The organism is Kocuria sp. CPCC 205297, assembly GCF_040981035.1.
In the GTDB taxonomy this organism is placed as follows: Bacteria; Actinomycetota; Actinomycetes; order Actinomycetales; family Micrococcaceae; genus Kocuria; species Kocuria marina.
This window is the reverse complement of record NZ_JAVKPY010000003.1, coordinates 167,676-193,589: the sequence shown is the minus strand read 5'-3', so window position 1 is coordinate 193,589 and position 25,914 is coordinate 167,676. Positions and strand designations below refer to the sequence as shown.

Annotated in this window: 24 protein-coding genes; 18 read left to right on the top strand and 6 right to left on the bottom strand. The window is 68.5% G+C overall.

The annotated features are described in order from the left end of the window. Window positions 1-5: 5 nt before the first annotated feature. Window positions 6-4,382 (bottom strand): FtsK/SpoIIIE domain-containing protein, encoded by a 4,377-nt coding sequence (locus RF650_RS03890; protein WP_368814117.1) that lies wholly within the window; start codon window positions 4,380-4,382, stop codon window positions 6-8. On the opposite strand from RF650_RS03890, the gene RF650_RS03885 reads away from it, so the two are divergent. The 6 genes from RF650_RS03885 (at window position 4,381) to RF650_RS03860 (ending at window position 11,113) form a co-directional block, all read left to right on the top strand. Then, on the top strand, window positions 4,381-4,554 hold the full coding sequence (locus RF650_RS03885; RefSeq protein WP_311254099.1) for a hypothetical protein: 174 nt from the start codon (window positions 4,381-4,383) through the stop codon (window positions 4,552-4,554). The two genes, RF650_RS03890 and RF650_RS03885, sit on opposite strands and share 2 nt — an antisense overlap. A gap of 20 nt (window positions 4,555-4,574) precedes the next feature. Next, window positions 4,575-5,756, top strand: a complete 1,182-nt coding sequence (locus tag RF650_RS03880) for a glycosyltransferase family 4 protein (RefSeq protein ID WP_311254100.1) — start codon at window positions 4,575-4,577, stop codon at window positions 5,754-5,756. Window positions 5,757-5,997: 241 nt separating this feature from the next. Continuing rightward, entirely contained in the window at window positions 5,998-7,185 is a 1,188-nt protein-coding gene (glf, locus tag RF650_RS03875; RefSeq protein ID WP_311254101.1) for a UDP-galactopyranose mutase, read from the top strand. After that, window positions 7,182-9,212, top strand: coding sequence for a glycosyltransferase (locus RF650_RS03870; RefSeq protein ID WP_311254102.1), 2,031 nt, complete (start codon window positions 7,182-7,184; stop codon window positions 9,210-9,212). Before glf ends, RF650_RS03870 begins: the two co-directional genes overlap by 4 nt. Before the next feature lie 98 nt (window positions 9,213-9,310). Beyond that, window positions 9,311-10,183, top strand: a complete 873-nt coding sequence (locus RF650_RS03865) for an ABC transporter permease (RefSeq protein ID WP_085107590.1) — start codon at window positions 9,311-9,313, stop codon at window positions 10,181-10,183. Between the two features lie 3 nt (window positions 10,184-10,186). After that, the gene (locus RF650_RS03860) at window positions 10,187-11,113 is read left to right on the top strand and encodes an ABC transporter ATP-binding protein (protein ID WP_311254103.1); all 927 of its coding nucleotides are present in this window, start codon (window positions 10,187-10,189) and stop codon (window positions 11,111-11,113) included. An 87-nt stretch (window positions 11,114-11,200) separates the two neighbouring features. Here RF650_RS03860 and RF650_RS03855 read toward each other — a convergent pair whose 3' ends face one another. Then, window positions 11,201-13,258, bottom strand: a complete 2,058-nt coding sequence (locus RF650_RS03855; protein ID WP_311254104.1) for a DUF6541 family protein — start codon at window positions 13,256-13,258, stop codon at window positions 11,201-11,203. Between the two features lie 124 nt (window positions 13,259-13,382). Between RF650_RS03855 and RF650_RS03850 the strand changes: the two genes are divergently transcribed. Further along, entirely contained in the window at window positions 13,383-14,048 is a 666-nt protein-coding gene (locus RF650_RS03850; protein ID WP_239318262.1) for a glycosyltransferase family 2 protein, read from the top strand. A 13-nt stretch (window positions 14,049-14,061) separates the two neighbouring features. Then, on the top strand, window positions 14,062-14,553 hold the full coding sequence (locus RF650_RS03845) for a DUF2304 domain-containing protein (protein ID WP_131332643.1): 492 nt from the start codon (window positions 14,062-14,064) through the stop codon (window positions 14,551-14,553). A gap of 31 nt (window positions 14,554-14,584) precedes the next feature. On the opposite strand, the gene RF650_RS03840 is transcribed toward RF650_RS03845, so the two are convergent. Further along, window positions 14,585-15,190, bottom strand: coding sequence for a hypothetical protein (locus RF650_RS03840; RefSeq protein ID WP_311254105.1), 606 nt, complete (start codon window positions 15,188-15,190; stop codon window positions 14,585-14,587). 496 nt (window positions 15,191-15,686) lie between these two features. On the opposite strand from RF650_RS03840, the gene RF650_RS03835 reads away from it, so the two are divergent. The 8 genes from RF650_RS03835 to RF650_RS03800 all read left to right on the top strand — a co-directional run bounded on the left by RF650_RS03835 (window position 15,687) and on the right by RF650_RS03800 (window position 20,717). Continuing rightward, entirely contained in the window at window positions 15,687-17,012 is a 1,326-nt protein-coding gene (locus RF650_RS03835; RefSeq protein ID WP_311254106.1) for an ATPase, T2SS/T4P/T4SS family, read from the top strand. Then, window positions 17,009-17,866, top strand: a complete 858-nt coding sequence (locus tag RF650_RS03830; protein ID WP_131332645.1) for a type II secretion system F family protein — start codon at window positions 17,009-17,011, stop codon at window positions 17,864-17,866. The genes RF650_RS03835 and RF650_RS03830 overlap by 4 nt, the downstream gene beginning before the upstream one ends. After that, window positions 17,863-18,807 (top strand): type II secretion system F family protein, encoded by a 945-nt coding sequence (locus tag RF650_RS03825; RefSeq protein WP_311254107.1) that lies wholly within the window; start codon window positions 17,863-17,865, stop codon window positions 18,805-18,807. Before RF650_RS03830 ends, RF650_RS03825 begins: the two co-directional genes overlap by 4 nt. Window positions 18,808-18,849: 42 nt before the next feature. Then, entirely contained in the window at window positions 18,850-19,074 is a 225-nt protein-coding gene (locus tag RF650_RS03820) for a hypothetical protein (RefSeq protein WP_094067118.1), read from the top strand. Beyond that, the gene (locus RF650_RS03815) at window positions 19,046-19,456 is read left to right on the top strand and encodes a TadE/TadG family type IV pilus assembly protein (protein WP_368814116.1); all 411 of its coding nucleotides are present in this window, start codon (window positions 19,046-19,048) and stop codon (window positions 19,454-19,456) included. The genes RF650_RS03820 and RF650_RS03815 overlap by 29 nt, the downstream gene beginning before the upstream one ends. Continuing rightward, the gene (locus tag RF650_RS03810; protein ID WP_368814115.1) at window positions 19,434-19,892 is read left to right on the top strand and encodes a hypothetical protein; all 459 of its coding nucleotides are present in this window, start codon (window positions 19,434-19,436) and stop codon (window positions 19,890-19,892) included. The genes RF650_RS03815 and RF650_RS03810 overlap by 23 nt, the downstream gene beginning before the upstream one ends. Before the next feature lie 8 nt (window positions 19,893-19,900). After that, on the top strand, window positions 19,901-20,473 hold the full coding sequence (locus RF650_RS03805) for a pilus assembly protein TadG-related protein (RefSeq protein ID WP_368814114.1): 573 nt from the start codon (window positions 19,901-19,903) through the stop codon (window positions 20,471-20,473). A gap of 106 nt (window positions 20,474-20,579) precedes the next feature. Further along, window positions 20,580-20,717: a hypothetical protein gene (locus RF650_RS03800; protein WP_368814113.1), complete on the top strand. Its 138-nt coding sequence runs from the start codon at window positions 20,580-20,582 to the stop codon at window positions 20,715-20,717. A 191-nt stretch (window positions 20,718-20,908) separates the two neighbouring features. Here the strand turns inward: RF650_RS03800 and RF650_RS03795 are convergent, their stop codons facing one another. After that, complete coding sequence (locus tag RF650_RS03795) at window positions 20,909-21,070, bottom strand: hypothetical protein (RefSeq protein ID WP_156523380.1); 162 nt, start codon at window positions 21,068-21,070, stop codon at window positions 20,909-20,911. Between the two features lie 27 nt (window positions 21,071-21,097). Next, complete coding sequence (locus RF650_RS03790) at window positions 21,098-22,270, bottom strand: glucose-1-phosphate adenylyltransferase family protein (RefSeq protein ID WP_368814112.1); 1,173 nt, start codon at window positions 22,268-22,270, stop codon at window positions 21,098-21,100. 80 nt (window positions 22,271-22,350) lie between these two features. Here RF650_RS03790 and prfB point away from each other — a divergent pair, with 80 nt between their 5' ends. Further along, complete coding sequence (gene prfB / locus RF650_RS03785) at window positions 22,351-23,469, top strand: peptide chain release factor 2 (protein ID WP_064845828.1); 1,119 nt, start codon at window positions 22,351-22,353, stop codon at window positions 23,467-23,469. A 110-nt stretch (window positions 23,470-23,579) separates the two neighbouring features. Next, window positions 23,580-24,068: an SsrA-binding protein SmpB gene (gene smpB / locus RF650_RS03780; RefSeq protein WP_055085472.1), complete on the top strand. Its 489-nt coding sequence runs from the start codon at window positions 23,580-23,582 to the stop codon at window positions 24,066-24,068. A 10-nt stretch (window positions 24,069-24,078) separates the two neighbouring features. On the opposite strand, the gene RF650_RS03775 is transcribed toward smpB, so the two are convergent. Beyond that, the gene (locus RF650_RS03775) at window positions 24,079-25,821 is read right to left on the bottom strand and encodes an ABC-F family ATP-binding cassette domain-containing protein (protein ID WP_368814111.1); all 1,743 of its coding nucleotides are present in this window, start codon (window positions 25,819-25,821) and stop codon (window positions 24,079-24,081) included. Between the last annotated feature and the right edge of the window lie 93 nt (window positions 25,822-25,914).

The window sequence follows — 25,914 nt, the reverse complement described above, 5'->3', positions numbered from 1 at the left end:
ACCTCTCACCCTGTGACCGCCTGCGCGGGCGCGGGCAGCTGCACCGGTTCCGCGAGGCCGCGGTGCACCCAGACCGCGCGGCCGGGCGGCCCGCCCAGCGCAAGGCCCGTGAGGGACGCGCCGAACACGTCACCGTCGAACACCCGCCGTGGACGCACCAGGAGCGTGTCCGCGTGCTGTCGCCACGCGAGTAGCGGGGGAAAGGTCCCCGCGAGCGCATCCGTGAGGCGCACGCCCACGATCATTCGTGCCCCGGGCTGGGCCGAGGCGGTGGCTGAGCTGTCCGCAGCCTGGTGGGACTCGACCGGGGCTGCATGCGCGGACCACGCGGTGGCCAGTGCCCGGAGGACATCGGAGGTGAGGTGGTCGGCGTCGTCGATCACGATCGTGGCCGGCCGATCAGCTGACCTGGCGGCGTGCAGGAGCTCCTCGGCCTCGGCTGCGGTGCTGGGGGAGCCGGCGAATACGAGATGTCCAGGCCCGCCGCCTCGGGATGCGCGTGCAGCCAACCCGGAACGGGCGGCGTCAAGGAACGTGGATCGCCCCGACCGCGCCGGGCCGGCGACGATCAGGGTCGAACCGGGACCCCACGGGTGAACGGCGCATTGCCCGTCCCGCGTGACACCCAGCACCAAGCCGGCCACGGACCGATCGGGGACATGCCACACGGTGGGCAAGGGGAAGGACGTGGGCCACGGGTTCGCCGGCTGGTGCGTCGGGCCGTCGGTGCGCCGTGCGTCCGGGGAATCCTGGGACGCGGCGGCGAGTGCACCCGCAGGTTCATCGGGCCGTGGCGGAACGAGCCGGGCATCCCGGAGGCCCGTGGGCACGGTGGGTCCGGGCGGGGCACTGTGGGCGACCGCGGGTGCGTCGGGTCCGAGCCACCTGGCGAGCTGGACGACCGCGAGGTGCCCCGAAGAATCCTCCACGCCCCACGGCGTGCAGCGGGCGGCCATCGGGCCCGCGAGGGCGGCTCGCTCGGGATGCGGCGTGAACGGGGGCAGGCGGGGCCACTGCACGAGGGCATCGTTGCTCTGTCCTTGTGGGAAGTACAAGCGGTTGGAGCCGAGGTGGGAAGCGCGTCCCGCAACCAGCGCGCGATCCCCCGCGACCACGCAGGACAGCCCGCCGGACGCACCCGTGGCCATGAGAGACACCAGCTCGTCCTCCAGATGCGCCCACGTGCTCGCACGCAGGACCTGGCAACAGCGATCCCAGTCGTCCACGGCGAGGACGGCGCGTGACGGGGGATCCCTGGGAACGGTGGACGCGTGTTCGAGCCCCTCATGGAGTTGTCGCACCAGGTGGGCCACGTCCCCGGGCTGGTCCGCACGGGCACAGCCGCGGACAGCGGGGTGCAGGGGCCGACCGCCCGCCGTGGTGAGCCCCTCCACGGGCTGGCCCGAGGCGGTGAGGACGTACACCGCCACCCCCGTGTGTGCCTCGTCCGTGGCGGTCGGGATCCGGATGTGGGCGCAGCGCCGCAGCACATCGCGCAGTCCCTTGCGCGTGGCCTCGGGGCGTCCGATCAGCAACAGCGGCCCGTCCTGCCACGGGTGCCACGAGACCCGCCCGCACCAGTGGGCCGCCGGATTCTCCGCGGCACCCAGATCCACCTCGTCACCGTCGGTGCGCACCGCGGGCACGTGGCGGGGTAGGGGCGGTGGGACAGCGGCGTCGGCGGGAACGCGAGACGATGCCATATCAGTGGAGGTGGGCGGCGGATACCCGTGCCAGGCGCGGGAGACGTCGCGCACCGCGGCGGTGACCCCGGCTTCCCGCTCCGAGGACGCGGTGAGGCGGAGGTGCCCGGTTCCCGCGGCGGGCGGGCTCGGAAGGGGTCCGGGATCGAAACGAAGCACCAGGGGCTCGGGCCGCGGTGGGATCATGCGGGTCAGGACCGCCGCCTGCACCTCCACGGGCAGGCCGTCCCCGCGGTCCAGGAACCCGCGGCCCGGGATGCCGGGGGTGATGCGGGCCGCCGCGGCGGTTCCGAGTACGTCCATCGATTCCTGATCACTGCGCACCCGCAGACACAGTGCCTGGGTGATGTTGGCGCGCACGTCCGCGCTCAATGCACCCTGGGGACGCTGGGTCGCGAGCACGAGGTGCACACCGAGGGAACGGCCCACCGCGGCAATCACCGCGAGCTGTTGCCCCGCATCCGGGAAGGCATCCGTGAGCATCCTGGCCTCGTCCACCACGACCACGAGCTCCCGTAGGGGAAGGGCACCGCTCGCGGCGCACAGCAGCTGCGCCATATCATTGAGCCCGAGGGAGCACAGGACCCGCTCGCGGCGCTGCACCTCGGAGCGTAGGAAGGCCAGGGCGCGGCCGACCTCGTCGGGTCCCAGGTCCGTGAGCAGGGTCGTGACGTGCGGTAGCCCCGTCAGTGGGGCCAGGGCCGCCCCGCCCTTGAAGTCGATGAACACGAATTCCAGGCGCTCGGGTGGGAATGCGTGTGCGAGCCCCGTAACGAGGGTGCGCAGCACTTCCGACTTCCCGCATCCCGTGGTGCCCGCGACGAGCAGGTGCGGGTTCTCGTCGTCGAGCCGGACGACCTCCGGCCCCGCGGATGACACGCCGAACACCGCGGCCAGCGCTGCGTTCGACGTCGTGGGCTGGGGACGAGCGGCGGACCCGCCACGGCACGTGCCGACGAGCGAGGTGGAGGTCGGACCGAGGTGCGCGGCCACCAGCTCGTGCGAGCCCACGCGGCGAGGCAGTGGGCCACCGTGAGCGCCTCCCGCGGCTCGTCGCCACGCGCGGATCGCCGCCTCTGCGGTGTCGAAGGTCACGGTGTCCGGCGTGAACGCGAGGTGCGTCCCGCGCCCGGTGTCCGCAAGCCCCGGAACGGCATGGATCACTCGGCTGCTGAGCCGCAGGCCGTCCGGCCCCGCGGTGACGACGGTGTCCCCGGGGGCACCCTCCGGGTCTGCCGTCACGATGATGCGAAGCGTCCCGGGCGTGGCCGGCGCGGTGGCGGCCCACGCCGGTGTCACGACCTCCAGCGCGACGTCCCGGTCCGGTGAAGAGGCCGTGGGATTCTCGCGGGGTGCTGCGAGCAGATCGTGGGCCACGGGCGGGCGCCACGTGATGCCCGGGGACACGCGCAATGCGGCGAGCGCCGCGTGCCCCGTGAACAACTGCACGGCCAGGGCATGGAGAACACCCTCCGCGCGTTCCCGGTCGAGAACCAGGGTCAGGCTGCCGATCCCCGCCAGATCCAGTAACACGGGAGCGTGGGAGTGGAATGCCGCGCGAGGCGCCGTCGCACGGTCACCGACGATGTGCGCGGACCGTGCCGCGTGACCCAGCCGGACCCACCGACGTGTCCGCTCAGCAGGGGCGCCGATCCGTCCGGGCGTTGTCGCGTCATGGGACAGTGCGGTGGCCGGGCGGGGTCCGCCGCCGTCACTCCGGGACGAGCTGCGCACCGCCCGGCCGCGCGCCACGATCTCCGCGGCCGACGGCGCCGCCTTCTCACAGCGGCGCAGGTCCCGTTGGAGTGCCGCGGCCAGGCGACGTCGATGATCGCGCCGCGCGCCGCGCTCGCCGAACCAACCCACCGCGGACGTGACCGCACCAAGGGCACTGAAGACCAGGAAGAACCACCAGTGGGTGACCACCGCGATACCGATCCCGGCCAGGAGGGGGAGCAGACCCGTGATCAGGGCGATCCGGGACTTCCCGACCGCGGGGGAGTCCACACGCAAGGGGTGGGCCGGATCCGTCTCCTGGGCGGTGAATCCTGCCGGGGGCACCGCCGGATCCGGCCAGGCCAGGTCCTCGGTGTGCGCCGGGGGGAACGAGACCCGCAGGGTGCACGCGCGACCGTCCGCCCGCACACGGACCCGGTCGCCGTGCCGCAGTGCTGCGCCTCCCGGGAGCACCCGCAGGCCCACGTCATCCATGATCAGGGTCGGGTGGGCGGGATCTTTTCGTAGCTGCGACGCGGGGAGCAATTGTGGCTCGTGGGGCGTGAGGTCGAGCTGATGCGTTCCGCGGGCCAGCGGGAGGCGCGTTCCCACCCCGACGCCCTCCACGGCCACGAGATACGCGGTCTCCTGTGGATCCGCGAGCGGCTCGACCGGGGACGGGGGACCCGGCGTCGAGGCCTGAGCGGGCCCGGCCGGCACGTCCGCGTCGTCGAGGGTCCGTGCCTCCGGGGTCAGGACCACCGTGGCACCATCCGTCAGGGGCGGGGTGCCCACGCGCGCGGCCGCGAGATCGACGCCCGATACCACGGCGGTGCACGGCGTCCCCAGGAGTCGGGCGAGTTCGGCGCGCAGGTCCGCCCCGCGCGCACCCGATGCGGCGGTGAGGTGCGCGGTGTGGACCACGCCGGAACCGGCCCACGTGATCCGGAGACTCAACTGCATGACAGCACTTCACCCGCCGGTGACCGCCCGCGGCGAGGACACGTCCCGCCGTGTGGATCCGCGCGGCGCGGGGGCGTACAAGGGCTCGCTCGTGCAGTGGGCTCACCGCGGGCCGATCTTCCCACCGAACGCCCATGCACGCGCCGTGGACGCGGTCCGGATTGGGGCGTGAATCATGAGACAGTAAAGGCCATGAGACCCCGCAAGGTTGTCATCGTCAGCCGAATCTTCCTCCCCGAACCGGCGGCCGCGTCCTTCCGTCTGGCCGCCCTGGCCAGGGGCTTCGCCGCCGAGGGGGCCGACGTCACGGTCCTGACCACGAACCCGCCCCGCGCCATGGCTGCGGCCACCGTGGACGAGCCGTACCGCATCGTGCGGGTCCCCGTTCTGCGGGACAGCGAGGATTACGTCCGCGGCGTGGCCCAGTACCTGAGTTTCGACGTCCAGGCCTTCGCCCGCCTCCTCACCATGGACGCGGACATCGTGGTGAGCGAACCACCCCCCACCACGGGACTCGCGGTGTGGCTGTCGAGTGCACTGCGGCGTCGTCCGTACATCTGGTACAACCCGGACGTGTGGACCTCCGCGACCCTGAACATGGACGTCCCCTCGGTGGTGACGCAGCTGATGCGCGTCGCGGAGACCGTGTCCGCCCGGCGCGCCGGCGGTGTGATCACGGTGTCCGAATCGATGGGCGAGGAACTGCGCCGCGTGACCGGGGTCGGGCGGGACAAGATGTTCCTCGCCGAGAACGGGATCGACACCGACACCTTCACCGCGGACGGCCCCGCCGAACCGTGGGACGGACCGTATTTCGTGTACGCGGGGTCCGTGTCCGAATGGCAGGGTATGGACATCTTCATCGAGGCGCTCGCCCGGATCCTGCCGCGCCACCCCGGGGTGACCCTGCACGTCCTGGGGCGCGGGTCGGACCTCACCCGCGTCCAGGAGGTCGCCGCGCGGCTGGCCCCGGACAACGTCGTGTTCCACGGCGTGCAGCCCCCGGCGCGCACCGCGGCGTTCCTGCGGGGTGCCGTGGCCGCCCTCGCCTCCGTCATCCCGCACACCGGGTACGACTTCTCCAAGCCCACCAAGCTCTACGCGGCCGCCGCGTGCGGCACACCGTCCATCTACGCCGGGGTGGGCGCGGGTGCCCGCCTCGTGTCCGAGAACCGGTTGGGAACGCCCGTGGAGTTCACCCCCGAGGCGGTCGCGGACGCCATGGAACGCGCGCTCGACGACGCCCGCTCGGGTGAGCGCGAGGGCGCACGTGAGCGCCGTCGGACGTGGGCCCGCGAGAACGCGTCGCTCGCGGCGTCGGGGCGAGCCGCCGCCGCGTGGGTGCTCAGCGGCTTCACCCCGGGCGCCCGCTGAACGCGGAGCGCGCCTCGCTGTCATCCCGGTGCGGCGGTGCGTGAACCCCGCCGTCCTCCGAGCTGCGGCGCCGTCGCCGTAGCGGCCGAGCGGCGTCGCACCCTGCGCACGACGCCGCCGTGTGACGACGCTCACGAGGCGCGGCGCTGTGCGGGTCACACAGGGCGCACGGGGTGGTGTCCGGTATTTTTAGGCCAGACGATGTCCGTGCATGAATCGCGGAAGATGCTAGGAGAAACACATGAACACTGATCTGGTGGTCGTGGGCTCGGGTCTGTTCGGTTTGACCGTGGCGGAACGAGCGGCGCGAGAAATGGGTCTGAAGGTCACCATGATCGACCGGCGTTCCCACCTGGGCGGCAACGCCTACAGCGAGAACGAGGAGCGGACCGGGATCGAGGTGCACCGCTACGGGGCCCACCTGTTCCACACCTCGAACGAGCGCGTGTGGGAGTACGTGAACCGCTTCACCGCGTTCACGAACTACGTGCACCGGGTGTACACCCGGCACAAGGGGGAGGTGTTCCCCATGCCCATCAACCTGGGCACGATCAACCAGTTCTTCCGCGCGGCGTACTCCCCGGGGGAGGCACGCGATCTGATCCGCGAGCAGGCCGGTGAACTGGCGGGCACGGATCCGCAGAACCTCAACGACAAGGGCATCCAGCTGATCGGACGCCCGCTGTACGAGGCGTTCATCAAGCACTACACCGGCAAGCAGTGGCAGACCGATCCGAAGGACCTGCCCGCGTCCATCATCTCCCGGCTGCCCGTGCGCTACACGTACGACAACCGCTACTTCAACGACACCCACGAGGGCCTGCCCGTGGACGGGTACACCGCGTGGCTTGAGCGCATGGCGGACCATCCGAACATCGACGTGCGCCTGGACACCGACTTCTTCGACGACTCCCAGGAGTTCTCCAAGTCGAACGTGGTGGGCCAGGTCCCCGTGGTCTACACGGGCCCGGTGGACCGGTACTTCGACTACGCCCAGGGCGACCTCTCGTGGCGCACGATCGATCTGGAGGAAGAGGTCCTGGACATCGAGGACTTCCAGGGCACCTCGGTGATGAACTACCCGGACGAGGACGTCCCGTTCACGCGCATTCACGAGTTCCGCCACTTCCACCCGGAGCGTGATTACACCAAGGACGCGACCGTGATCATGCGGGAGTTTTCGCGTTTCGCCGAGAAGGGCGACGAGCCCTACTACCCCGTGAACACGCAGGCGGACCGCGAGAAGCTGCTCGCGTACCGGGATCTGGCCAAGGGGGAGTCGTCGGTATTGTTCGGCGGCCGCTTAGGCACGTACAAGTACCTGGACATGCACATGGCCATCGGCTCGGCATTGTCCATGGTGGACAACAAGATCGCACCGCATTTCACCTCCGGTGCGCCCCTGAGCAGCGGAGGAATGGACGAGTGAGCAGCGAACGCGTGGAACAGGCCAGCCAGCCCGAACCGCAGACCACGGATGACCAGGAGTACCTGGCCAAGATCAACACGGAGCCCAGCACGGCGGAGGACCTGCGGGAGGTGGCCCGGGTCGTGTTCCCCGCGAACAAGGACTTGGACGCCCTGCCGCTGTACATCGACGGTCCCATCAACCGGGACGGCCCGTCCTCGGCCGGCGCCGACACCGCCAACCAGCACCCGGACGACATCCTCTCGCGCCGTTCGGTGCGGATCCGGGCCGGGCGACGCGTCTCGTTCGGCTCCTACTTCAACGCGTTCCCGGCGTCCTACTGGCGCCGCTGGACCGTGGCCGAGTCCGTGGTGCTGCGTGTGCGCACTACGGGTGCCGGATCGCTCATCGTGTACCGCACGAATGCTCGCGGGGTCGCGCAGCGCGTCGAGGACCGCCGGGTCAGCGGGAGCGCCACGTGCGAGTTCGAGCTCACGCTGGCCCCGTTCGGTGACGGCGGCTGGTACTGGTTCGACCTGATCGCGGACGAGGAGGGCATGGTCCTGGACGCGGCGTCCTGGCTCGTGCCGTCCCATGGCCGCCCGGTGGGTCGCGTGACCCTGGGTGTGACGACGTTCAACCGCCCGGACTACTGCGTCAACACGATCAAGACCATTGCCGAGGCGGACGGCCTGGACGAGGTCCTCGACGAGCTGATCATCGTGGACCAGGGTAACAAGCTGGTCCAGGACGAACCCGATTTCTCGCAGGCCGAGAAGGCCATGCGCGGGAAGCTGCGGATGATCCGGCAGGGGAACATGGGAGGTTCCGGTGGTTTCGCCCGGAACATGTACGAGGTCGTGCGCGGCCGGGACACCCCGAACGGCGTGGAGAAGTCCGACTACGTCCTGATCCTGGACGACGACATCCTGCTCGAGTCCGAGGGCGTGCTGCGGGCCACCGCGTTCGCGGACATGTGCCACACCCCGTCCATCGTGGGCGGGCACATGTTCGACATGTACAACAAGCCCCTGCTCAACGCGTACGCGGAGGTCGTGAACCCCTATCGGTTCTTGTGGGGTCCCATCGACGGCCTGGGTGGCGTGGACTTCGCCGAGCGCGGTCTGCGTTCGCGTCCCCAGCTGCACCGGCGCTGGGACGCCGACTACAACGGCTGGTGGATGTGTTTGATCCCGCGCGTGGTCCTCGAGGACATCGGGCTGTCCCTGCCGGTGTTCATCAAGTGGGACGACTCCGAGTACTCGCTGCGAGCCAAGGCCGCCGGCTACCCGACCATCTCCCTGCCGGGTGCGGCCGTGTGGCACGTGTCGTGGGCGGACAAGGACGACGCCGTGGACTGGCAGGCGTACTTCCACGAGCGCAACCGCCTGATCGCGGCTCTGCTGCACTCGCCGTTCGCCAAGGGCGGGCGGATGCTGCGCGAGTCCCTGACCACGGATACCAAGCACGTGGTGTCCATGCAGTACTACCCGGCCAAGTCCGTGTTGCTCGCGATCCAGGACGTCCTGGACGGCCCGGACGGGCTGCACGCCATGCTGCCCACCCGCATGCCCGAGATCCGCGCCATGAAGGACGAGTACTCGGACGCGCGCGTGGTCAAGGACCCGGCCACTCTGCCGCCGGTCCGGCGCAAGAAGCCCCCGCGCACCATGGGGGCTCCCAAGTCCCCGACCAAGGCGCAGCTGATCCCGTGGGCGGTGCGCACCGTGCTCAAGCAGACGCTGCGCCCCGTGCGGGACATGGCCAAGGAGTACCCGGAGGCCAGCGTGGCGCACATGGACAGCCACTGGTCCTACCTGGCGTCCCTGGACTCGGCGATCGTCTCCAACGCGGACGGCACCGGGGCGTCCTGGTACCGCCGGGATCCCGCTCAGGTCCGTGAGCTCATGATGGAGAGCGTCAAGCTCCACGCCGAGTTGCTCTCCCGTTGGGACGCGCTGAGCGAGCAGTACCGCGCCGCCCTCCCGGAGATCACATCGGTGGACGCGTGGGCGCGGACTTTTGCGGAGAACAGCCCCGCGCAGTAATTTGGCCCCTGCACGACGCCGCACGCAGACTTCCGCGTGCGGCGTCGGCGTGTATCCGGTCACGGCGCACAACGGCCCGTGCGAGGAAAGGACGGCAGATGGAAATGCAAGCCCCCGCGACGCAGTTGCGGCCTCCGGGGCAGGACCGCGGTTTGCGGGACGTGTTCGCCAACAGGTTCCTGCTCAAGCTGATCGTGGACAAGGAGATCCAGATCAGGTACCGCGGCACGGTGCTGGGTCTGTTATGGTCCTACCTCAAGCCGGGCGTGCAGTTCCTGGTGTTCTACATCGCCATGGGCGTGTTCCTGGACCTGAACCGGGGGATCGAGAACTTCGCGGTCTACTTGTTCTCCGGGATCGTGGTGATGAACCTGTTCGGTGAGGTCTTCGGCAACGCATCGCGTTCGGTGGTGGCCAACGGCGGTCTGCTCAAGAAGATCTACCTGCCACGGCAGTTGTTCCCGGTGTCCAACCTGCTGGTCGCGTTCATCCACTTCGTCCCGCAATTGGCCATCCTGCTGCTCGCGTGTCTCGTGACCGGGTGGCGCCCGGACCTCAAACAGTTGCTGGCCGTGGTCGTGGGGACGTTGATCATCGCCCTGTTCTCCCTGGCCCTGGGCATGTTGTTCACCACGTTCAACGTGTTCTTCCGGGACGCGGAGAACATCGTGGACCTGATCGTCATGGTCTCCACGTGGGCCTCGCCCGTGCTCTACATGTGGACCATGGTGCGGGAGAAGCTGTGGGACTGGGTGTATTACGTCTACATGGTCAACCCCCTCACGGTGGCCGTGGAACTGTTCCACTACGGGTTCTGGTTCCCCACCACGGATAACCCGCAGATCTGGCACGTCCCGCCCCACCTGATGACGGGCTGGACCCCGTTGGCCATCGTCACCAGCCTGATCCTCTTCGTGATCGCGGACCGGCTCTTCCGGTCCCAAGAGGGCAACTTCGCGCAGGAGCTGTGAATCATGTCTAGTTCAGTCACCCCGCACACCCCCGGGCGCACCGAGGCGGACGTCGCCATCCGGGTCAGGCACATGACCAAGGAGTTCGTGCTGCGCCACACCCGCTCCATGAAGGAGGCCTTCGTGTGGCTCGCGAAGGGCCGCAAGGGGGACCTCACGGCCAAGTTCACGGCACTCAACGACGTCTCGTTCGATGTCTACGACGGTGAGACCGTGGCCCTGCTGGGCTTCAACGGTTCGGGCAAGTCCACGACCCTGAAGATGATCTCCGGGGTCATGAACCCGGACTCGGGGGAGGTGCTCACGCGGGAGCGCGTGGCGGGGCTCATCGAGGTGGGCGCGGGGTTCCACCCGGATCTCACGGGCCGCGACAACGTCTACCTCAACGGCGCCATCCTGGGGATGGACAAGGCGGAGATCGACGCCAAGTTCGACGACATCGTGGCCTTTTCCGAGATCGCCGAGTTCATCGACACCGAGGTCAAGTTCTACAGCTCCGGCATGTACTTGCGCCTCGCGTTCTCCGTGGCCATCCACACCGACCCCGAGGTCTTCCTGGTGGACGAGATCCTCTCCGTGGGGGACGAGCCGTTCCAGAAGAAATGCATCGGTCGGATCAAGGACCTCGTGCGCCGGGGCAAGACCCTCGTGGTGGTCTCCCACGACCTCAACCTCGTGATGGACATCTGCGAACGCGGGATCGTGATGGACCACGGCAACAAGGTCTTCGACGGCAACGTCTACGGCGCCGTCGCCCACATGCGCAACCAGCCCGAGGAGGAGGTGCGCCGCGAGCACGCGGAAGGCCTCGCGCGCGCCCTCGAGGACAAGCGCCGCAAGCGCGAGTGGCAGGCACGCGAGGCCGCCGAGCGCGGCGAGGAGTTCGTGCCCCAGTACGACCCGGACTTGGACGGGCCCCTGGCAGGCTGAGCCCGCTGTGTTGCCCAGCGGCCTACATGACGACGGCGCCGCGAGAGTCCTACTCTCGCGGCGCCGTCGTCATGTAGGCGGGGATGTTCAGTCGCAGCCCACGACCTTGTAGAGGACGCTGCCGCCCTGCCGGTCGACCTCCTCGTAGTGGTCACCCGGAACGTCGTGGACGTTCGTATACGCGGGGAAGTCGTCCCAGTCCGGAGTGTCCGGTATCAGGGCCCGGTCACCGAAGTCGAGGACGTAGTCGATTCCCGACTCGTTCACTGCTGGGCACGTCTCAGCCGACTTGGAGGTATCCCCGAGGTCCCGGGTCACGACGGCCTCGGCCGGGGACAGATGGGTGAAAATGTGGGGCGAGGTCACGTGGCGGTCCGCCACGCTGTAGGCCAGGCTCGCTCCCGTCCAGGGGTTGACGCCGATGAGGGCGTCCTCGGGAACGCTCAGGTCCACGCGTTTCAGCAGCTCGTACTCGTCCGGAGTGAGTCCGAACGAATTCGCGTCAATCCGGAAGGCGTCCCTCAGGTAGACGTCCATATGACGGAACGGCGCCTCCTGGGTGGCGGGGAGCATGAGGACGCACAGCACCACCGCGAGGACGAGTTCACTGGGTGCCCGCCACCGCATGACCCGGTCCGAGGCGATATGCCGGGGGAAGAAGACGTCTGCCACGGAGACGACGAAGATTGCTGTGAGCATCACCCCGGTCATCGGCAGCAGAGCCGCCAGTCGCGAGGAGTCCTCATACCAGGGCCCGACCAGCCAGGTGCGGAACGGGTCGTCCGGCGCTCCTGTGGCGTAGACGTAGAGGACGAGAGTGCTGACGTGCATCAGGGCGACCCACAGGTACTTGCGACGCCAGATTGCCACGATGAGGCCCAGGAGAGAACTAATGGCGAAGACCCAGGGGATCTCGTCGCGGCCGTTAGGAGCGAGTAGGACGGCCTGTCCGACGGCGGTGGTCAGCCCCGTGTCGGAGGGGCGGTTGTAGTCCGTCTGCAGAACCGACCAGATGATGGTGAAGGCCGCAATGGTCAGCAGAATGACGATGGTCCCGAGCATGAGCTTGCGGTAGTACCGGCCAGCCCTGCTGCCACGGACGAGGCAGGGGTGCGTGAAGTTCTCCGCGGCTCGGCGTACCCGCCACCCGCTGCGACACACCACCATCAGAGTGGTGGCCACCAGCAGGGTTGCCAGAGCATTGGGCTGGGCAACCCCCAGCGCGCCAAGCATGGCAAGGATCACGATGATGCGCTGGCCCACGTCTGCCCGCAGACGGTGGGTCACAGCCGTGATGGAAGCCATGACAGCCACGGCGAGGGGAAGCAAGGACAGCGACAGAATGTTCGGTAGCAGGGGGCCGTAGTTCAGCAGCGCGAAGGGGAAAGAGCTGAATGCCGCGGACCCTACGCCCGCTGTGATCAGGGGCAGGGGCCGGAAACCCGTGATCGTTCCCACTGCCGTGACGATCGCGAGGGGCCAGACGACGGCGCACACCACGAGGACGACCGCGTTCGTGACCACGAAGACGTCGTCGTGGGTGGCTTGCATGGCAAGGGCACCGAGGCCGTGCCACAGGGACGGGTAGAACGCGAACGACTTGTCCGGGGCGATCATCGTTCCGAGGTTCAACGATGAGGCGTTGCCCGTCTCGAGAATGAACCGCACGGCATTGAGGTGGAACAGCACGTCGAACCGCTGAGGGAAGGACCCCGCCCCTGGCATCAATTCTCGAAGCCGGGTGCTGATGAGGTACCCACCGATGCCGGCCGACAGGAGCGCGACGAGCAGCCCGTGCCACGGTATGCGGTGCTCCGCGTCTACCGGCTGCCGGTAGACGGCCCGGCAGCGCTCCCGCCACCCGAGCTCCGAGCTGCCCTCGCGTCGTCGTCGCCCGAGCACCATGAGTGCGGCCACCAGCAGCCAGACCAGGAGACACCCCACCAGGACGGTGCCCCGGTTCCAGGGAATGTGTGCGAGACCGAGAGCCATGGCCAGGCCACCGAGCACGGCGGCCGAGCCCAGCGGGGCGAAGAGCAGCGAGCGCGCCCGGGAGAAGCGCAGGGACCTCCACAGTCCGTAACCGGGGAGGAAAAGTGCGGCTGCGACCCAGAGAATGGAGAACAGGCCTATGTTGGGAAGCAAACGACTTTCCTTCGGCAGGGGGAAGCTGGGGAACCTGACGCAGTATATCGCCGGGCTCGGAGGGAGACCCGGGGATGCCCGGCCCGGGACTGGGGGGTGCCGCGCGCTATGGAACAATGGTCGGGTGAGTCGAGCGTGGATTGTGATGCCCGTGTACAACGAGGCCCAGGTGGTGGGGGAGGTCCTGGAGAACCTCCGCCGGACGTTCCCGCACGTGGTGTGCGTGGACGACGGCTCCCGTGACGACTCCGCACGGATCTGCCGCGAGGCCGGCGCCGTGGTGGTCCAGCACCCCATCAACCTCGGTCAGGGTGCCGCCCTGCAGACGGGTTTCGAGTACGCGCTGCAGGACCCCGAGATGGACTGCGTGGTCACGTTCGACTCGGACGGCCAGCACCGGGTGATCGACGCGTACGACATGGTTCAGCGCATCCGCTCCGGTGAGGCCGAGGTGGTCCTGGGCTCCCGGTTCCTGGACGACCGCACGCAGGTCTCACCGCTAAAACGCCTCGTATTGCGCACCGCGGCGTTCGTGTCCAAGTTCACGAGCGGGATGGACCTCTCCGACGCCCACAACGGGTTGCGGGCCATCGACCGGGGGACCCTGGGCAAGATCCACCTCAAGCAGAACCGCATGGCCCACGCCTCCGAGATCGTCAACCAGTTCGCGCAGATCCAGCCCCGGTGGGTCGAGCACCCGGTGGAGATCATCTACACGGAGTATTCCAAGGGCAAGGGCCAGTCTTTGCTCAACGGTGTGAACATCCTGACCGAACTGTTCGTGAAGTAGCGGGAGCCCCCACATGACCATCGTGGTCCAGATCGTCCTCATCCTCGCCGTGGCGTACGGTGCGCTCACGCTCGTGCGCGGCGGGGCCAACGCCAAGCACCAGGCGATCCGCCGGCTCGCGGCCGTCGCGTTCTTCGTCTTCGCGGCCATCTCGATCCTGGTCCCGGACCTCGTCACGAGCGTCGCGCGGTTCCTGGGCATCGGCCGTGGTACGGATCTGGTGCTCTACGCGCTCGTGGTGCTGTTCATGGTCACGCAGTACACCACAGCGCAGCACCGCCGTGCAGAGGAGGTCAAGCTCACCCGCATCGCCCGGCACATCGCCATCTCGGAGACCGAGAAGCCCTGGGAGCCCGACGCCGCCCACGGCGAGCGCCGCTCGGTGCGCGCCTTCCGCCACACCTCGCCGCTGGGTCGGCCGGTGGAGGCGCCATCGTCGGGGTACTCGTCCGGGCACAACGCCGCTGGGCCGGGTTCCGCACAGCAAGAAAATACCGGGCTATAGGCCAGAGGCCCACACCCGGTACATAGTCATTTTACTCCCCGACATCGGGCCCAGCGATGCCGGGCCGAGAGGCATGGTCATACATCCTCAAGCCGAGGCACGCAGTCTTCCTCTCGGTCAAGAAATCGGGCACACCACATCGTTGAGCGACATGGTCTGCGAGCAGGGCCTTGGGCGACCGGGAACCGGCGAGTCCCGCTGTGAGACGATGGTGGAACGCGATGGCCGAGGTCAAGACATCTACCGCTTGCAGCCCGTCAGTGGCACGCGAGTCCAGACGTACAACTGATGCAATTCCGAGTCTACGCAGGCGACGGTTGACGTTGGATTTGAGATCTTCCTCGAGCAGGTCGTGATCAGGGGTGGAATAGTTGTCGGCCAGAACAGTTGTTATTTCTCCCGGTCTGATCGCCCCTATGAGTAACCGTTCGAACAACTTCAGGTAGGCCGTCCACGGATCTGCGAACCGTGCCACCGGGTCGGCAGGATCTCGAGCAGCGACGCAACAGAAGAAACGGAAGTCGCTGTCGGTCAAGACGGTGTCCACGAAGCCCTCGTAAGTATTGAGGGCGCCCTGGGTGAGATCCGTGAGGTGGAACTTGCCGTAGTCATGGGTTCGGTCTCGGTACTTCTGCATGCTGCGCAGAACCCGGGGAGGCCCGGGTGAAGGAGAAGGCCGACAGCGAAGAATCCGTCTCGGGAGATCGAGCCTGTTTCGTCGAGAAAAGCGAGAGAGGGGGTGGGTCTTAGGCAGAAACAGGTGCTTGGCCACTCTTCCCTCCTTCCATCGGTGGCGTCATCGTAAGGCGGCCGGAGCGCACGCTCATTCTCGACTTGCGCCGTTGGCCCCGCACGGAGCTCGTGCTGCAGAGGTCCAGGTCTCTCAGTCACGTCGCGGCGACCAGCTCGGCCGGACTAGCGCGTCCTGCCCCATTGGTCGTGATGCCCATCACACTCGATGCAGTTGCATAGTAGGTCGAAACATGACGCCCATGGCCGGGTTCATCGGTGCACGTCAGCGGGGTTATCCACAGACCGGGTGCCGTGTCGTGTCGATCAGCTGCGATTTCCCCTAGCGTTCCCTGCAGAGTTGACCAGCCGGTAACGGGTTCGGGGGAATCCCAGGGGGAGTCATGGCCGTAGGGGTCGCCGAGGACGCGATCGGGTTGATCGAGGCGGATGTGCGTGAGCAGATCCGGCGCAGCGGGTTGGATCCGTTGCATGAGGTGGAGCCCACCCGTCAGATCGTGGCCGCTGTGGTGGCGGAGTACGACGTGCGTTCGGCGCGTGCGGGGTTGCCGCGGGTGCAGGACCTTGAGGCTGCCCGTAAGACGGTGCTGGACCTGGTGGCCGGGTACGGTCCGTTGCAGCCGTTCCTGGATGATCCCGAGGTCGAGGAGATCTGGATCAACGGCCCGACCGAGATCTACATCGCCCGCGACGGCGAATCCGAGCTGACGAGTCTCGTGCTGAGCGAGTCACACGTGCGCACCCTCGTGGAGCGCATGCTCAAGTCCTCGGGGCGCCGCCTGGATCTGAGTTCCCCGTTCGTGGACGCCTCCCTGCCGGACGGTTCCCGGTTGCACGTGGTGATCCCGGACGTTACCCGGGCGCATTGGGCGGTGAACATCCGCAAGTTCGTGGCACGGGCCCGCCGCCTGGAGGATCTGGTGGGGTTGGGCTCGCTCACCACCCAGGCCGCGCAGTTCCTGCATGCGGCGGTGGATGCCGGGTTGAACATCCTGGTGTCGGGGGCCACCCAGGCCGGGAAGACCACCCTGCTCAACTGCTTGTGCGCGGCGATCGGCCCGCGGGAGAGGGTGATCACGGTCGAGGAGGTCTTCGAGCTGAAGGTGGCGCTGCGCGACGTCGTCGGCATGCAGTGCCGCCAAGCGAACCTCGAGGGCACGGGCGAGATCCCGCTGCGCCGGCTCGTGAAGGAGGCGCTGCGCATGCGCCCGGACCGGTTGGTCGTGGGGGAGGTGCGCGAGGCCGAGAGTCTGGACATGCTCATCGCGCTGAATGCCGGGCTGCCGGGGATGTGCTCGCTGCACGCCAATTCTGCCCGCGATGCCGTGACCAAGATCTGCACCCTGCCGCTGCTCGCGGGCGAGAACATCAGTAGCGCGTTCGTGGTACCCACCGTGGCCTCGTGCTTCGACCTGGTCGTCCATTGCCACCGCGCGCCCTCGGGTCACCGGTACGTCGCCGAGATCCTGGGCATCGGTAACCGGGTGGAGAACGGCGTCATCGAGACGTACCCGATCTTCCGCTTACAGGACGGCGCCCTGCGCGCGGTGGCCTCGGAGCTGCCCTCGGCCCACAAGTTCACGCGCGCGGGTTATTCTCCGGCGTCGCTGATTCACGACGACGCTCCGGCGAGTACCGCGTCCGACGACACCGGCCGCATCGCCACGCCCGCCGACGACGCGTCGCGAACGGGGCGGCGAGACCCATGAGTGCGTTGTTCGGAGTACTGCTGGGAACCGGGGTGTTCCTCGTGTGGTGGTCGTGCTGGACCCGGCCACCTGCCGCGCGGACCAAACACGCGCGGGCAGGCTACCTCCGCACCCTGTTGTTACGGGCGGATCTCCCGGGCCTGTCACCCGCGGCGTTCATCGGGCTGAGCCTGCTCCTCGCCCTGGTGGCGGGGGTGTTGATCCTGGCGCTGACGTCCGCCGCGGTGTTCGGCCTGTGTGTCTTCCTCGTGACACTGTGCCTCCCGCTGTGGCTCGTCAAACGGCGCGCACGACGTCGCACGGCCGTCCTGCGCGAGGTCTGGCCCGACGTCGTGGACCATGTGCGCTCCGCGATCCGCGCGGGGATGGGCCTGCCCGAAGCCCTGATGCAACTGCAGTACCGGGGACCGGAACCCCTGCGGCCCGCGTTCGCCCAGTTCGCGGCCGACTACCGTGCTAGCGGTCAGCTCCACGGGTCGCTGACCATGCTCAAGCAGCGGCTCGCCGATCCCGTGGCGGACAACATCGTGGAGGCGCTGCGCGTGACCCGCGAGGTGGGCGGCACCGATCTGGGGAAGTTGCTGGGCACCCTGTCCGAGTTCCTGCGGGAGAACGAACGAACCCGCAGTGAACTGGAAGCCCGGCAGTCCTGGACCGTGAACGCCGCTCGGCTGTCCGTGGCGGCACCGTGGCTCATCCTTGCGCTCATGGCCACCCAACCCGCAGCGGTCCGCGCCTACAACACGGCCGCCGGCGCCGCCGTGCTCCTGGGTGGGCTCGCGATCTCGGTGCTGGCGTACCAGCTCATGCTGCGCCTGGGCGCCTTACCCACCGAGCGGAGGGTGCTGCGATGAACCTCACCGTGCTGTCCGGGGTGCTCGGACTCGTTCTCTCGCTGGGACTGTGGCTCATCCTTGCGGCGGCCAAGGCCGTGGGAGCGCCCAGCTTCGCGGACCGGATCGCCCCGCAACTGCGCGCCGCGGAGCTCTCCGCCGGACTCGGGGACAACCCCTGGCGCTCACGGCGCTCCCGCGGCCAGTCCCTGACGGGTGCGGCGGGCAACGCCCTCATGCACTGGATCCTTCAGCGCGCAGCGCCCCTGTTCTCCAACGCGGACGTCCTCGCCCGACGACTCGTGCGGGACGGTTCCCGTAAGGATGTCATGGACTACCGCGCCGAACAGGTGCTCTTCGGTGTGGCCGGAGCGGTCGTGGGCAGCGTGATCGGAATGGCCCTGGTGCTGCGGGCGGACGTGAACATCGCGATCCTCGCCGTGGGTGCCGTCCTCGGCGCGGGGACCGGTGTATGGCTGCGTAACTACCTCTTGAGCCGCAGTATCCAGCGCCGGGAGAAGCGCATGCTCGCCGAGTTCCCCGCCGTGGCAGAGCTCATGGCGCTCGCGGTAGGCGCCGGGGAAAGCACCGTGGGCGCGCTCGAACGGGTGTGCCGGGTCGCGGAGGGCGAGTTAGTCGGGGAATTCCGAGCGGTGCTCGCCCAGACGCGCGCCGGGTCCGGATTGACGACGGCGCTGCAGGACTTCTCGGCGCGCACCGACGTCGTGGCGCTGGGCAGGTTCGTGGACGGCATCGTCGTCGCCATCGAACGGGGCACCCCGCTCGCTGACGTGCTGCGAGCCCAAGCTCAGGACGTGCGGGACCACGACAAACGGGTCCTGATGGAGATCGCCGGCAAGAAAGAGATCGCGATGCTCGTCCCGGTCGTGTTCTTCATCCTGCCGTTGAGCGTGATGTTCGCGGTGTTCCCCGGACTCGCGGTCCTGGACCTGGGGTTCTGACGGATCGGCTCCGGAACCTACTGACGACACAAGGAGAAAATCATGAAACACCTGATGCGCTGTCATGCGGCCACCGTGTGGCTGCTGACCGTCTCCCTGCCCGCTCGGCTCGCACCGAGTGATGACCACCCGGATCGGGGGGACGTACCCGGCTGGGTCATGCTTACGCTCATGTCCGCGGTGCTGGTGGCGGGGTTGTTGCTGATCGCCCGGCCCGCCTTGGAGGGGCTGTTCCAGGATGCCATCAACCGCGTCTCGGGCCTCTGACCCCGCGCTCGACCCGGACGCCGGCAACGCGGTGGCCGAATACGTCATGGTCCTCGCCCTCGCGATCGTGCTGTTCGGCCTCATTCTGCAGGTGGGATTCGCGCTGCACGTGCGCAACACCCTGATCGACGCCGCCGCGGCCGGGGCCCGGTACGCGAGCCTCGCGGACCGCACCGACGAGGACGGCATCGCCCGCACGCGCGGGATCATCACCGACACCGTGGGCGCGAGGTACGCGCGGGACATCTCCGTGTCCCGTACCAGCGTGGGGTCACTGCCGGCGGTCGAGATCCGTGTGGTCTCGCCCCTACCGGTCGTGACCACGCTGGGCCCGCCGCGCGCGCTGGAGGTGAGTGGGCATGCGGTCGACATGGATTCGTGAGGTCCTCGCGCGGCGCGGTTCCGGGGACGATCCGGACCGGGGGAGCGCGATCGTGGAGTTCATCGGACTGGGCCTGCTATTGCTCGTGCCCGTGATGTACCTGGTGGTCACGGTGGCCCGGGTCCAGGCGGGCTCGCTCGCCGTGGTCGCGGCGGCGGACCAGGCGGCTCAGGCCGTGTCCGTTCTCGAGGCCAAGGACCTCAATCGCGTAAGGGTGCACGACGTCGCCGCCGTCGCGGCCCAGGATCACGGTTTCGACCCGCGGGACCTCGCTGTCACGGTGAGCTGTTCGGACGGGACGTGTGAGACACCCGGTTCGGTGGCCCGGGTCCACGCCACCGTCACCGTGGAACTCCCCTTGATGCCGGGGTTCGTCACGGCCAGGATCGCCGCGCTGTCCTCGGACGTCACCGTGATCGCGGGGCGGTACTCATGATGCGCGCGATGCTATCCGGCCGCGACGTGATGCGGCCCCTCATCGGTATCGCGACTGCGCAGATCGACGACCTCGACGGGCCGCGGCCACACGAGTGCCCGGCGCAGGGGACGAGCCAGGACCGCGATGAACCGCCTCGTGCGAACCCCGAGGATCCTGACTCCGGACAGACCACGATCGTGATGATCGGTTTCGCCCTGGTGACTCTGCTCCTGGTGGTCACAGTCATGGCGATCACCAGCGTGTACGTAGGGGAGCGGCAACTTCAATCGCTCGCCGATCGGGCGGCGGGGGCCGCCGCGGACACGTTCACGAACGTGGACCGCTCCGGTTCGGGTCCGCCCACACCCATCCTCACGAACGGGGCGGTGGCCGCCTCGGCCACGAGTTACCTGGGGACCGTGGGGGCTTTCCACGATGTCAGCGGGCTGTCCCTCGCGGCGCCCACGGGATCGGCGGACGGGACGACCGCCCAGGTCACGCTTTCGGCCGTGGTGCATCCGCCGGTGGTCAACGTGTTCATCCCGGCGGGTGTCTCGATCAACGCCACGGGGGACGCGCGAGCCGTCATGCAGCGGTGATTCACCTCACCCGGTTTGCCGTCTGACCAGCGGTTTCACAGGTGACGTGTTGTGTACCGTTGACGCGTCACTTGCGGAGTGACTTTCCGCGATAAGTAAGACTGCCATGACCGATGCTTCGACCACCACAACCGACACCGCACGCGCCACCTCCTGGGCCGTCGTCCAGCACGACGGCGCTCCCTCGGTGTCCGTGGGCCTCCTGATCCTGCGCCTGGCCCCGATGCCCCGAACGGCCCGATGACGGGTGCCGTCACGAGTGACGCTCCGCCATGGGCGAGGCCCCCTACAAGCGAGGTGTCGCTATGAACCACGCACCGCTAGGAGCACGGCCACGCTACGCGTGATGCACCGCACTGAACGAAGCACCGATATGACGAAGGCACGGCCGGGGGATTCCCGGCCGTGCCTTCGCCACATTGCAGTGGGCGTGACTCAGCGGCGCAGCATACGCAGCAAGCGACGGGCGGTGGCCACCCGGCGGTATGCGGCCACGGGAGGCACCACGCCGATGAGGCGGCGGGTGGCCTGGCGGCGCACGGTGGAGCGCAGCACCTGACGCAGCACGGGGCCCAGGGTGGATCGGGAACGGCTCATGACAAGACGACCTTTCGAAGGAGGGGATCAGTACTGTTCATGGTTCCGTGGCAGGACCGCGGAGGTGTCGAACGCTTCTCGCTGGCTCACGGTACCGGTGCGGTCGATCACCGTGACGTGCTGCGCGGAACCGCGCTGCGAACCGCCGGTGATGTCCGCACCCGAATCGGCAACCACGTTGATGAGCTCCACCGTGGGACCCACGTGCACGTCGTCGAGCAGCACGGAGTTGCGCACCACGGCCCCGGCCTCGATCACGCAGTTCTGGCCGATGATCGAGTGTTCCACGGTGCCGGCCACCCGCGCCCCGGGGGCCACGTACGAGCGGGAGACCGTGGCGTCGTCGGCGACGAACGCGGGCGGGAGAGCAACCTGGCCGCTCCAGATGGGCCATGCGGGATCGTCGAGGGTCGCGCCGTCGCCGTCGATCAGCTGCATCTGCGCGGTCCAGTAGGACTGGACGGTCCCGAGGTCCATCCAGTACCCCAGGTGCCGGTGCTCGACCACCCGGTGGTGTTCCAGGACGTAGGGGATGAGGTCCTCGCCGTAGTCGCCCAGCCCGCCCAGTTCGGACTGCAGGGTGTCCAGCGCCGAGAGCAGCACGTCCGTGGAGAAGAGGAACATCTCACCGGCCACAAGGTTGCCCTTGGGCTCCTTGGGCTTGTACGCGAACTCGGTGACCTGGCCGGCTTCGCTGGTGCACACCACGCTGTAGCGGGAGGGATCCTCGGGGACCTCGGTGGTGACCATGGTCAGATCAGCGCGCTTGGTCAGGTGGGTGTCCACCACGGACCGGAAATCGATCGTGTAGAGGTGGTCCGCGGAGAGCACGAGGACCAGATCCGGGTCCGCCTCACGGATGATCGTGCTCTGGCGGTAGATGGAGTCCGAGTTGCCGCTCGCGAAACCCTCGCCGTGGGACCCCTCGTAAGGCGGCAGGATCTGCAGCCCGCCGTGGGAGCGGTCCAGGTCCCACGGGCGACCGCCGGCCATGTAGGCGTTGAGGTCGTGGGGCAGGTACTGCTGCACCATCCACACGTCCGGGATGTGCGAGTGCGCCAGGTTGGACAGGGACACGTCGATCAAGCGGTACGTGCCGCCCACGGGCAACGCGGGCTTGACCACGTGATCGGTCAGGGCGCCCAGTCGAGACCCCTTGCCTCCCGCCAGGATGAGTGCGAGTACGGTGGGGCGTTCCATCGGCGGGCTCCTCGGCAGTGGGGTCGCAGGGAATCCTACCGACTCACGGACCCGGGGGCCATGACGTAAAGTGATGTGTCATGGCCTCCATTGACTACGCTGCAGAAATCCGTGCCCTCCGAGCCACCTACGACTCCGTGGCGGCGGTCAGCGACGTCGAGTCCATGAAGAAGCAGATCGCCGTCCTGTCCGAGCAGGCCGCGGCCCCGGACCTGTGGGACAACCCGGACGAGGCCCAGAAGGTCACCTCGCAGCTATCGCACCAGCAGAGCAAGCTGGACCGGCTCAGGAAGATCTCCGGGCGCATCGACGACCTCGAGGTCATGGTGGAACTCGCGGAGGAGGAGGACGACCAGGACACCCGGGACGCCGCCGCGGAGGAACTCGAGTCCATCCGCAAGGCGCTGTCCGAACTGGAGATCCAGACCCTGCTGGCCGGCGAGTACGACGAACGCGAGGCCGTGGTCACCATCCGCTCGGGCGCCGGTGGTGTGGACGCCGCGGACTTCGCGGAGATCCTCATGCGCATGTACCTGCGCTGGGCGGAGCGCCACGGGTACCCCACCAAGGTCCTGGACACCTCCTACGCGGAAGAGGCGGGTCTGAAGTCGGCCACGTTCGAGGTCAAGGCGCCCTACGCGTTCGGGACCCTGTCCGTGGAGGCGGGTACGCACCGGCTCGTGCGGATCTCTCCGTTCGACAACCAGGGGCGGCGCCAGACGTCCTTCGCCGCGGTGGAGGTCATCCCGCTCATCGAGTCCGACGACACGATCGAGATCCCGGAGTCCGAGCTGAAGGTGGACGTGTTCCGCTCCTCGGGTCCCGGTGGTCAGTCCGTGAACACGACCGACTCCGCGGTGCGCATGACCCACATCCCCACGGGCATCGTGGTGTCCATGCAGAACGAGAAGTCGCAGATCCAGAACCGCGCGGCCGCGCTGCGCGTGCTGCAGTCCCGCTTGCTGCTGTTGCGCCAGCAGGAAGCGGACGCCAAGAAGAAGGAGATGGCGGGGGACGTGAAGGCATCCTGGGGTGACCAAATGCGCTCGTACGTGCTCAACCCCTACCAGATGGTCAAGGATCTGCGCACCAACTACGAAGAGGGCAATCCCAGTTCCGTGTTCGACGGCGGGATCGACTCGTTCATCGACGAAGGCATTCGCTGGCGCGCGGACGCCCGCCAGCACGACGAGGACTAAGGGCTCCACGCCGCACGACGACGCCGCCCCGCCCGGCAGGTGCCCCGCGCACCCCGGGCCGGGACAGCGGCGTCGTCCCCGGCGGGACCCGGTGAAGGAAGAACAGGCCGATGGCCAAGAAGAACGCTGATGACGGCCGCCAGATCGTGGCCAACAACAAGAAGGCGCGCCACGACTACAACATCTACGACACCTATGAGGCCGGTCTGGCGCTCATGGGCACGGAGGTGAAGTCGTTGCGCATGGGGCGGGCGTCCCTGGTGGACGCGTTCTGCCAGTTCGACAACCGCGGCGAGCTGTGGCTCGAACACGCCCACATCCCGGAGTACCTGCAGGGCTCGTGGACCAACCATTCCGCGCGGCGGCGGCGCAAGCTGCTGTTGCACCGCTCCGAGCTGGATAAGATCGCGGGCAAGACGCGCGAAGCCGGTTACACCATCATTCCGCTGTCCCTGTACTTCGTGCACGGCAAGCGCGTGAAGGTGGAGATCGCGGTGGCCCGCGGCAAGCGCGAGTACGACAAGCGTCAGACCCTGCGCGAGAAGCAGGACAACCGCGAGGCCCAGCGCGCCATGCGCTACCGCAACATGCGCGGTTGAGCCCTTCGACTCACGGCGTCCCGGCCGGTACCTCCAGTGCGAGGTGCCGGCCGGTCCAGTTCCTGCGCAACCAGCGGTCGTGGGAGGCCACGAGCACGGTCCCCGGGTAGTCGGGCACCGCCGCCTCGAGCTGCGTGGCGAGCACGAGTGAGAAGTGGTTGGTGGGCTCGTCCAGCAACAACACGTGCGGCGGGTCCGCGAGCAGCACCGCCAGGGCGAGCCGACGCCGCTGTCCCACGCTGAGCTCACCGACCCGCCGGTTCTCGTCCCGCCCGGCCAGCAGGCCGAACGTCCCGAGGGGAACGGTCTCCGCGCGATCCTCTCCCACGAGCTCATGGTAGATATGGGCCGCCGTGTGCTCCGGGTCGGCGCCGGGCAGTGTGGCGTCCTGATCCAGTAACCCCACGCGTACGCCGGGTGCGACGTGCACGGAACCGCGCGTGGGTTCCAGTCGCCGGGCGAACAGGCTCAGCAGGGTGGATTTGCCCACGCCATTGGAACCCGTGATGAGCCACGACTCACCCGCGCTCACGGTCAGGGACACGGGTGCCATCCGTCCCGCGACCTCGGCCGCGGAGGCGGTCAGTACCGGACCCGTGCGGTGCAGTGCGGCCTCCGATCCGGACAAACCCGCGGTGAGTCCCTGGAAGTACAGCTCCCGGGGTGGCTTGCGGATCTGCTCGTCTTCGACGGTGGCCAGGCGGGCCCGCGCGTCGTTGACCCGTCGGGAGACCACCGCGGCGTTGCGGTCCGCGTAGAACTTCTTCGCCGCACGACCCTCCGTCTTGGGGGACCGGTCGCTGTGGCCCACGGTCTGCTGCTCCCGCACGGCCGCGCGGAGCTTCTTCAGTTGCGCCTGTTCGTCCCGGTACGTGCGTTCCCAGCGCTCGCGGGTATCCATGCGGGCGAGCACGTACTGGGAATAGGTGCCGCCGAAGCGGGTCACGCCGATGCCCGTCCCGGTGCCGTCACCCACGAGGTCCGAGGTGACGGCATGCGGTCGGGGTGCGGGGTCCAGGTCCACGAGCGAGGTCACGGCGGTGTCCAGGAATGCGCGGTCATGGCTCGCCAGCAGCACCGGTCCGTGCCACGACCGCAGGGTCGCGCGCAGGAAGTCCGTGGCGGCGTCGTCCAGGTGGTTCGTGGGTTCGTCGAGCAGCAACACGTCCGGGGTGGAGAGCAGCAGCCAGGCCAAGGACAGCCGTGAGCGCTGTCCGCCGGACAGGGCACCCGTGGACCGGTCACGATCCACGCCTCCCAGGCCGAGCCCGTCCAGGGTGACGTCGATGCGGGTGCCCACGTCCCACGCGCCGATCCGTTCGGCAGTGTCCAGGGCGGCGGCGTACGCGGTGGCGGCACCCTCGTCCTCCGGGGCGCGGGCGAGAGCGTCAGCTGTGCGGTCGACGGCGGATGCTGCGTCCCGCACGGTCCGCACCGCCGACTCCACGGCCTGGGCCACGGTGTCGTGCGGCGCGAAGGGGGGTTCTTGGTACAGCAGGCCCACGCGCAGCGGATCGCCGGGGCCGACGGCGCGGACCTCACCGGCGTCGGGCGCGCGCAGGCCCGCCACGATGCGCAGCAGGGTGCTCTTGCCGGAACCGTTCTCTCCGATCAGACCCGTGGGATCACCCGCGGTCACGGAGAAGCTGATGTCCGTGAGCACCCGGTGGGAGCCGTAGGAGGCGGAGATGCCGGACACGCGGATGTGCGCGGCCGTATTAGGGGTGGCGGGAGAATGCGGGGGATGAGCCATGGGTGTCCTCGGATAGCCGGGATCCCCGCCGGGCAGCGGCCACGGGCGCGGGGAGGTCGAATGGCTCATCGGAACATGCGTTACACCCTAGGG

Bases quoted from the DNA above. Each gene is read 5' to 3' on its own strand.
- RF650_RS03885 (WP_311254099.1), top strand. From the start codon at position 4,381: ATGACAGCACTTCACCCGCCGGTGACCGCCCGCGGCGAGGACACGTCC.
- RF650_RS03890 (WP_368814117.1), bottom strand. From the start codon at position 4,382: ATGCAGTTGAGTCTCCGGATCACGTGGGCCGGTTCCGGCGTGGTCCAC.
- RF650_RS03880 (WP_311254100.1), top strand. From the start codon at position 4,575: ATGAGACCCCGCAAGGTTGTCATCGTCAGCCGAATCTTCCTCCCCGAA.
- glf (WP_311254101.1), top strand. From the start codon at position 5,998: ATGAACACTGATCTGGTGGTCGTGGGCTCGGGTCTGTTCGGTTTGACC.
- RF650_RS03865 (WP_085107590.1), top strand. From the start codon at position 9,311: ATGGAAATGCAAGCCCCCGCGACGCAGTTGCGGCCTCCGGGGCAGGAC.
- RF650_RS03860 (WP_311254103.1), top strand. From the start codon at position 10,187: ATGTCTAGTTCAGTCACCCCGCACACCCCCGGGCGCACCGAGGCGGAC.
- RF650_RS03845 (WP_131332643.1), top strand. From the start codon at position 14,062: ATGACCATCGTGGTCCAGATCGTCCTCATCCTCGCCGTGGCGTACGGT.
- RF650_RS03840 (WP_311254105.1), bottom strand. From the start codon at position 15,190: ATGCAGAAGTACCGAGACCGAACCCATGACTACGGCAAGTTCCACCTC.
- RF650_RS03835 (WP_311254106.1), top strand. From the start codon at position 15,687: ATGGCCGTAGGGGTCGCCGAGGACGCGATCGGGTTGATCGAGGCGGAT.
- RF650_RS03830 (WP_131332645.1), top strand. From the start codon at position 17,009: ATGAGTGCGTTGTTCGGAGTACTGCTGGGAACCGGGGTGTTCCTCGTG.
- RF650_RS03825 (WP_311254107.1), top strand. From the start codon at position 17,863: ATGAACCTCACCGTGCTGTCCGGGGTGCTCGGACTCGTTCTCTCGCTG.
- RF650_RS03820 (WP_094067118.1), top strand. From the start codon at position 18,850: ATGAAACACCTGATGCGCTGTCATGCGGCCACCGTGTGGCTGCTGACC.
- RF650_RS03815 (WP_368814116.1), top strand. From the start codon at position 19,046: ATGCCATCAACCGCGTCTCGGGCCTCTGACCCCGCGCTCGACCCGGAC.
- RF650_RS03810 (WP_368814115.1), top strand. From the start codon at position 19,434: ATGCGGTCGACATGGATTCGTGAGGTCCTCGCGCGGCGCGGTTCCGGG.
- RF650_RS03805 (WP_368814114.1), top strand. From the start codon at position 19,901: ATGCTATCCGGCCGCGACGTGATGCGGCCCCTCATCGGTATCGCGACT.
- RF650_RS03800 (WP_368814113.1), top strand. From the start codon at position 20,580: ATGACCGATGCTTCGACCACCACAACCGACACCGCACGCGCCACCTCC.
- RF650_RS03795 (WP_156523380.1), bottom strand. From the start codon at position 21,070: ATGAGCCGTTCCCGATCCACCCTGGGCCCCGTGCTGCGTCAGGTGCTG.
- RF650_RS03790 (WP_368814112.1), bottom strand. From the start codon at position 22,270: ATGGAACGCCCCACCGTACTCGCACTCATCCTGGCGGGAGGCAAGGGG.
- prfB (WP_064845828.1), top strand. From the start codon at position 22,351: ATGGCCTCCATTGACTACGCTGCAGAAATCCGTGCCCTCCGAGCCACC.
- smpB (WP_055085472.1), top strand. From the start codon at position 23,580: ATGGCCAAGAAGAACGCTGATGACGGCCGCCAGATCGTGGCCAACAAC.
- RF650_RS03775 (WP_368814111.1), bottom strand. From the start codon at position 25,821: ATGGCTCATCCCCCGCATTCTCCCGCCACCCCTAATACGGCCGCGCAC.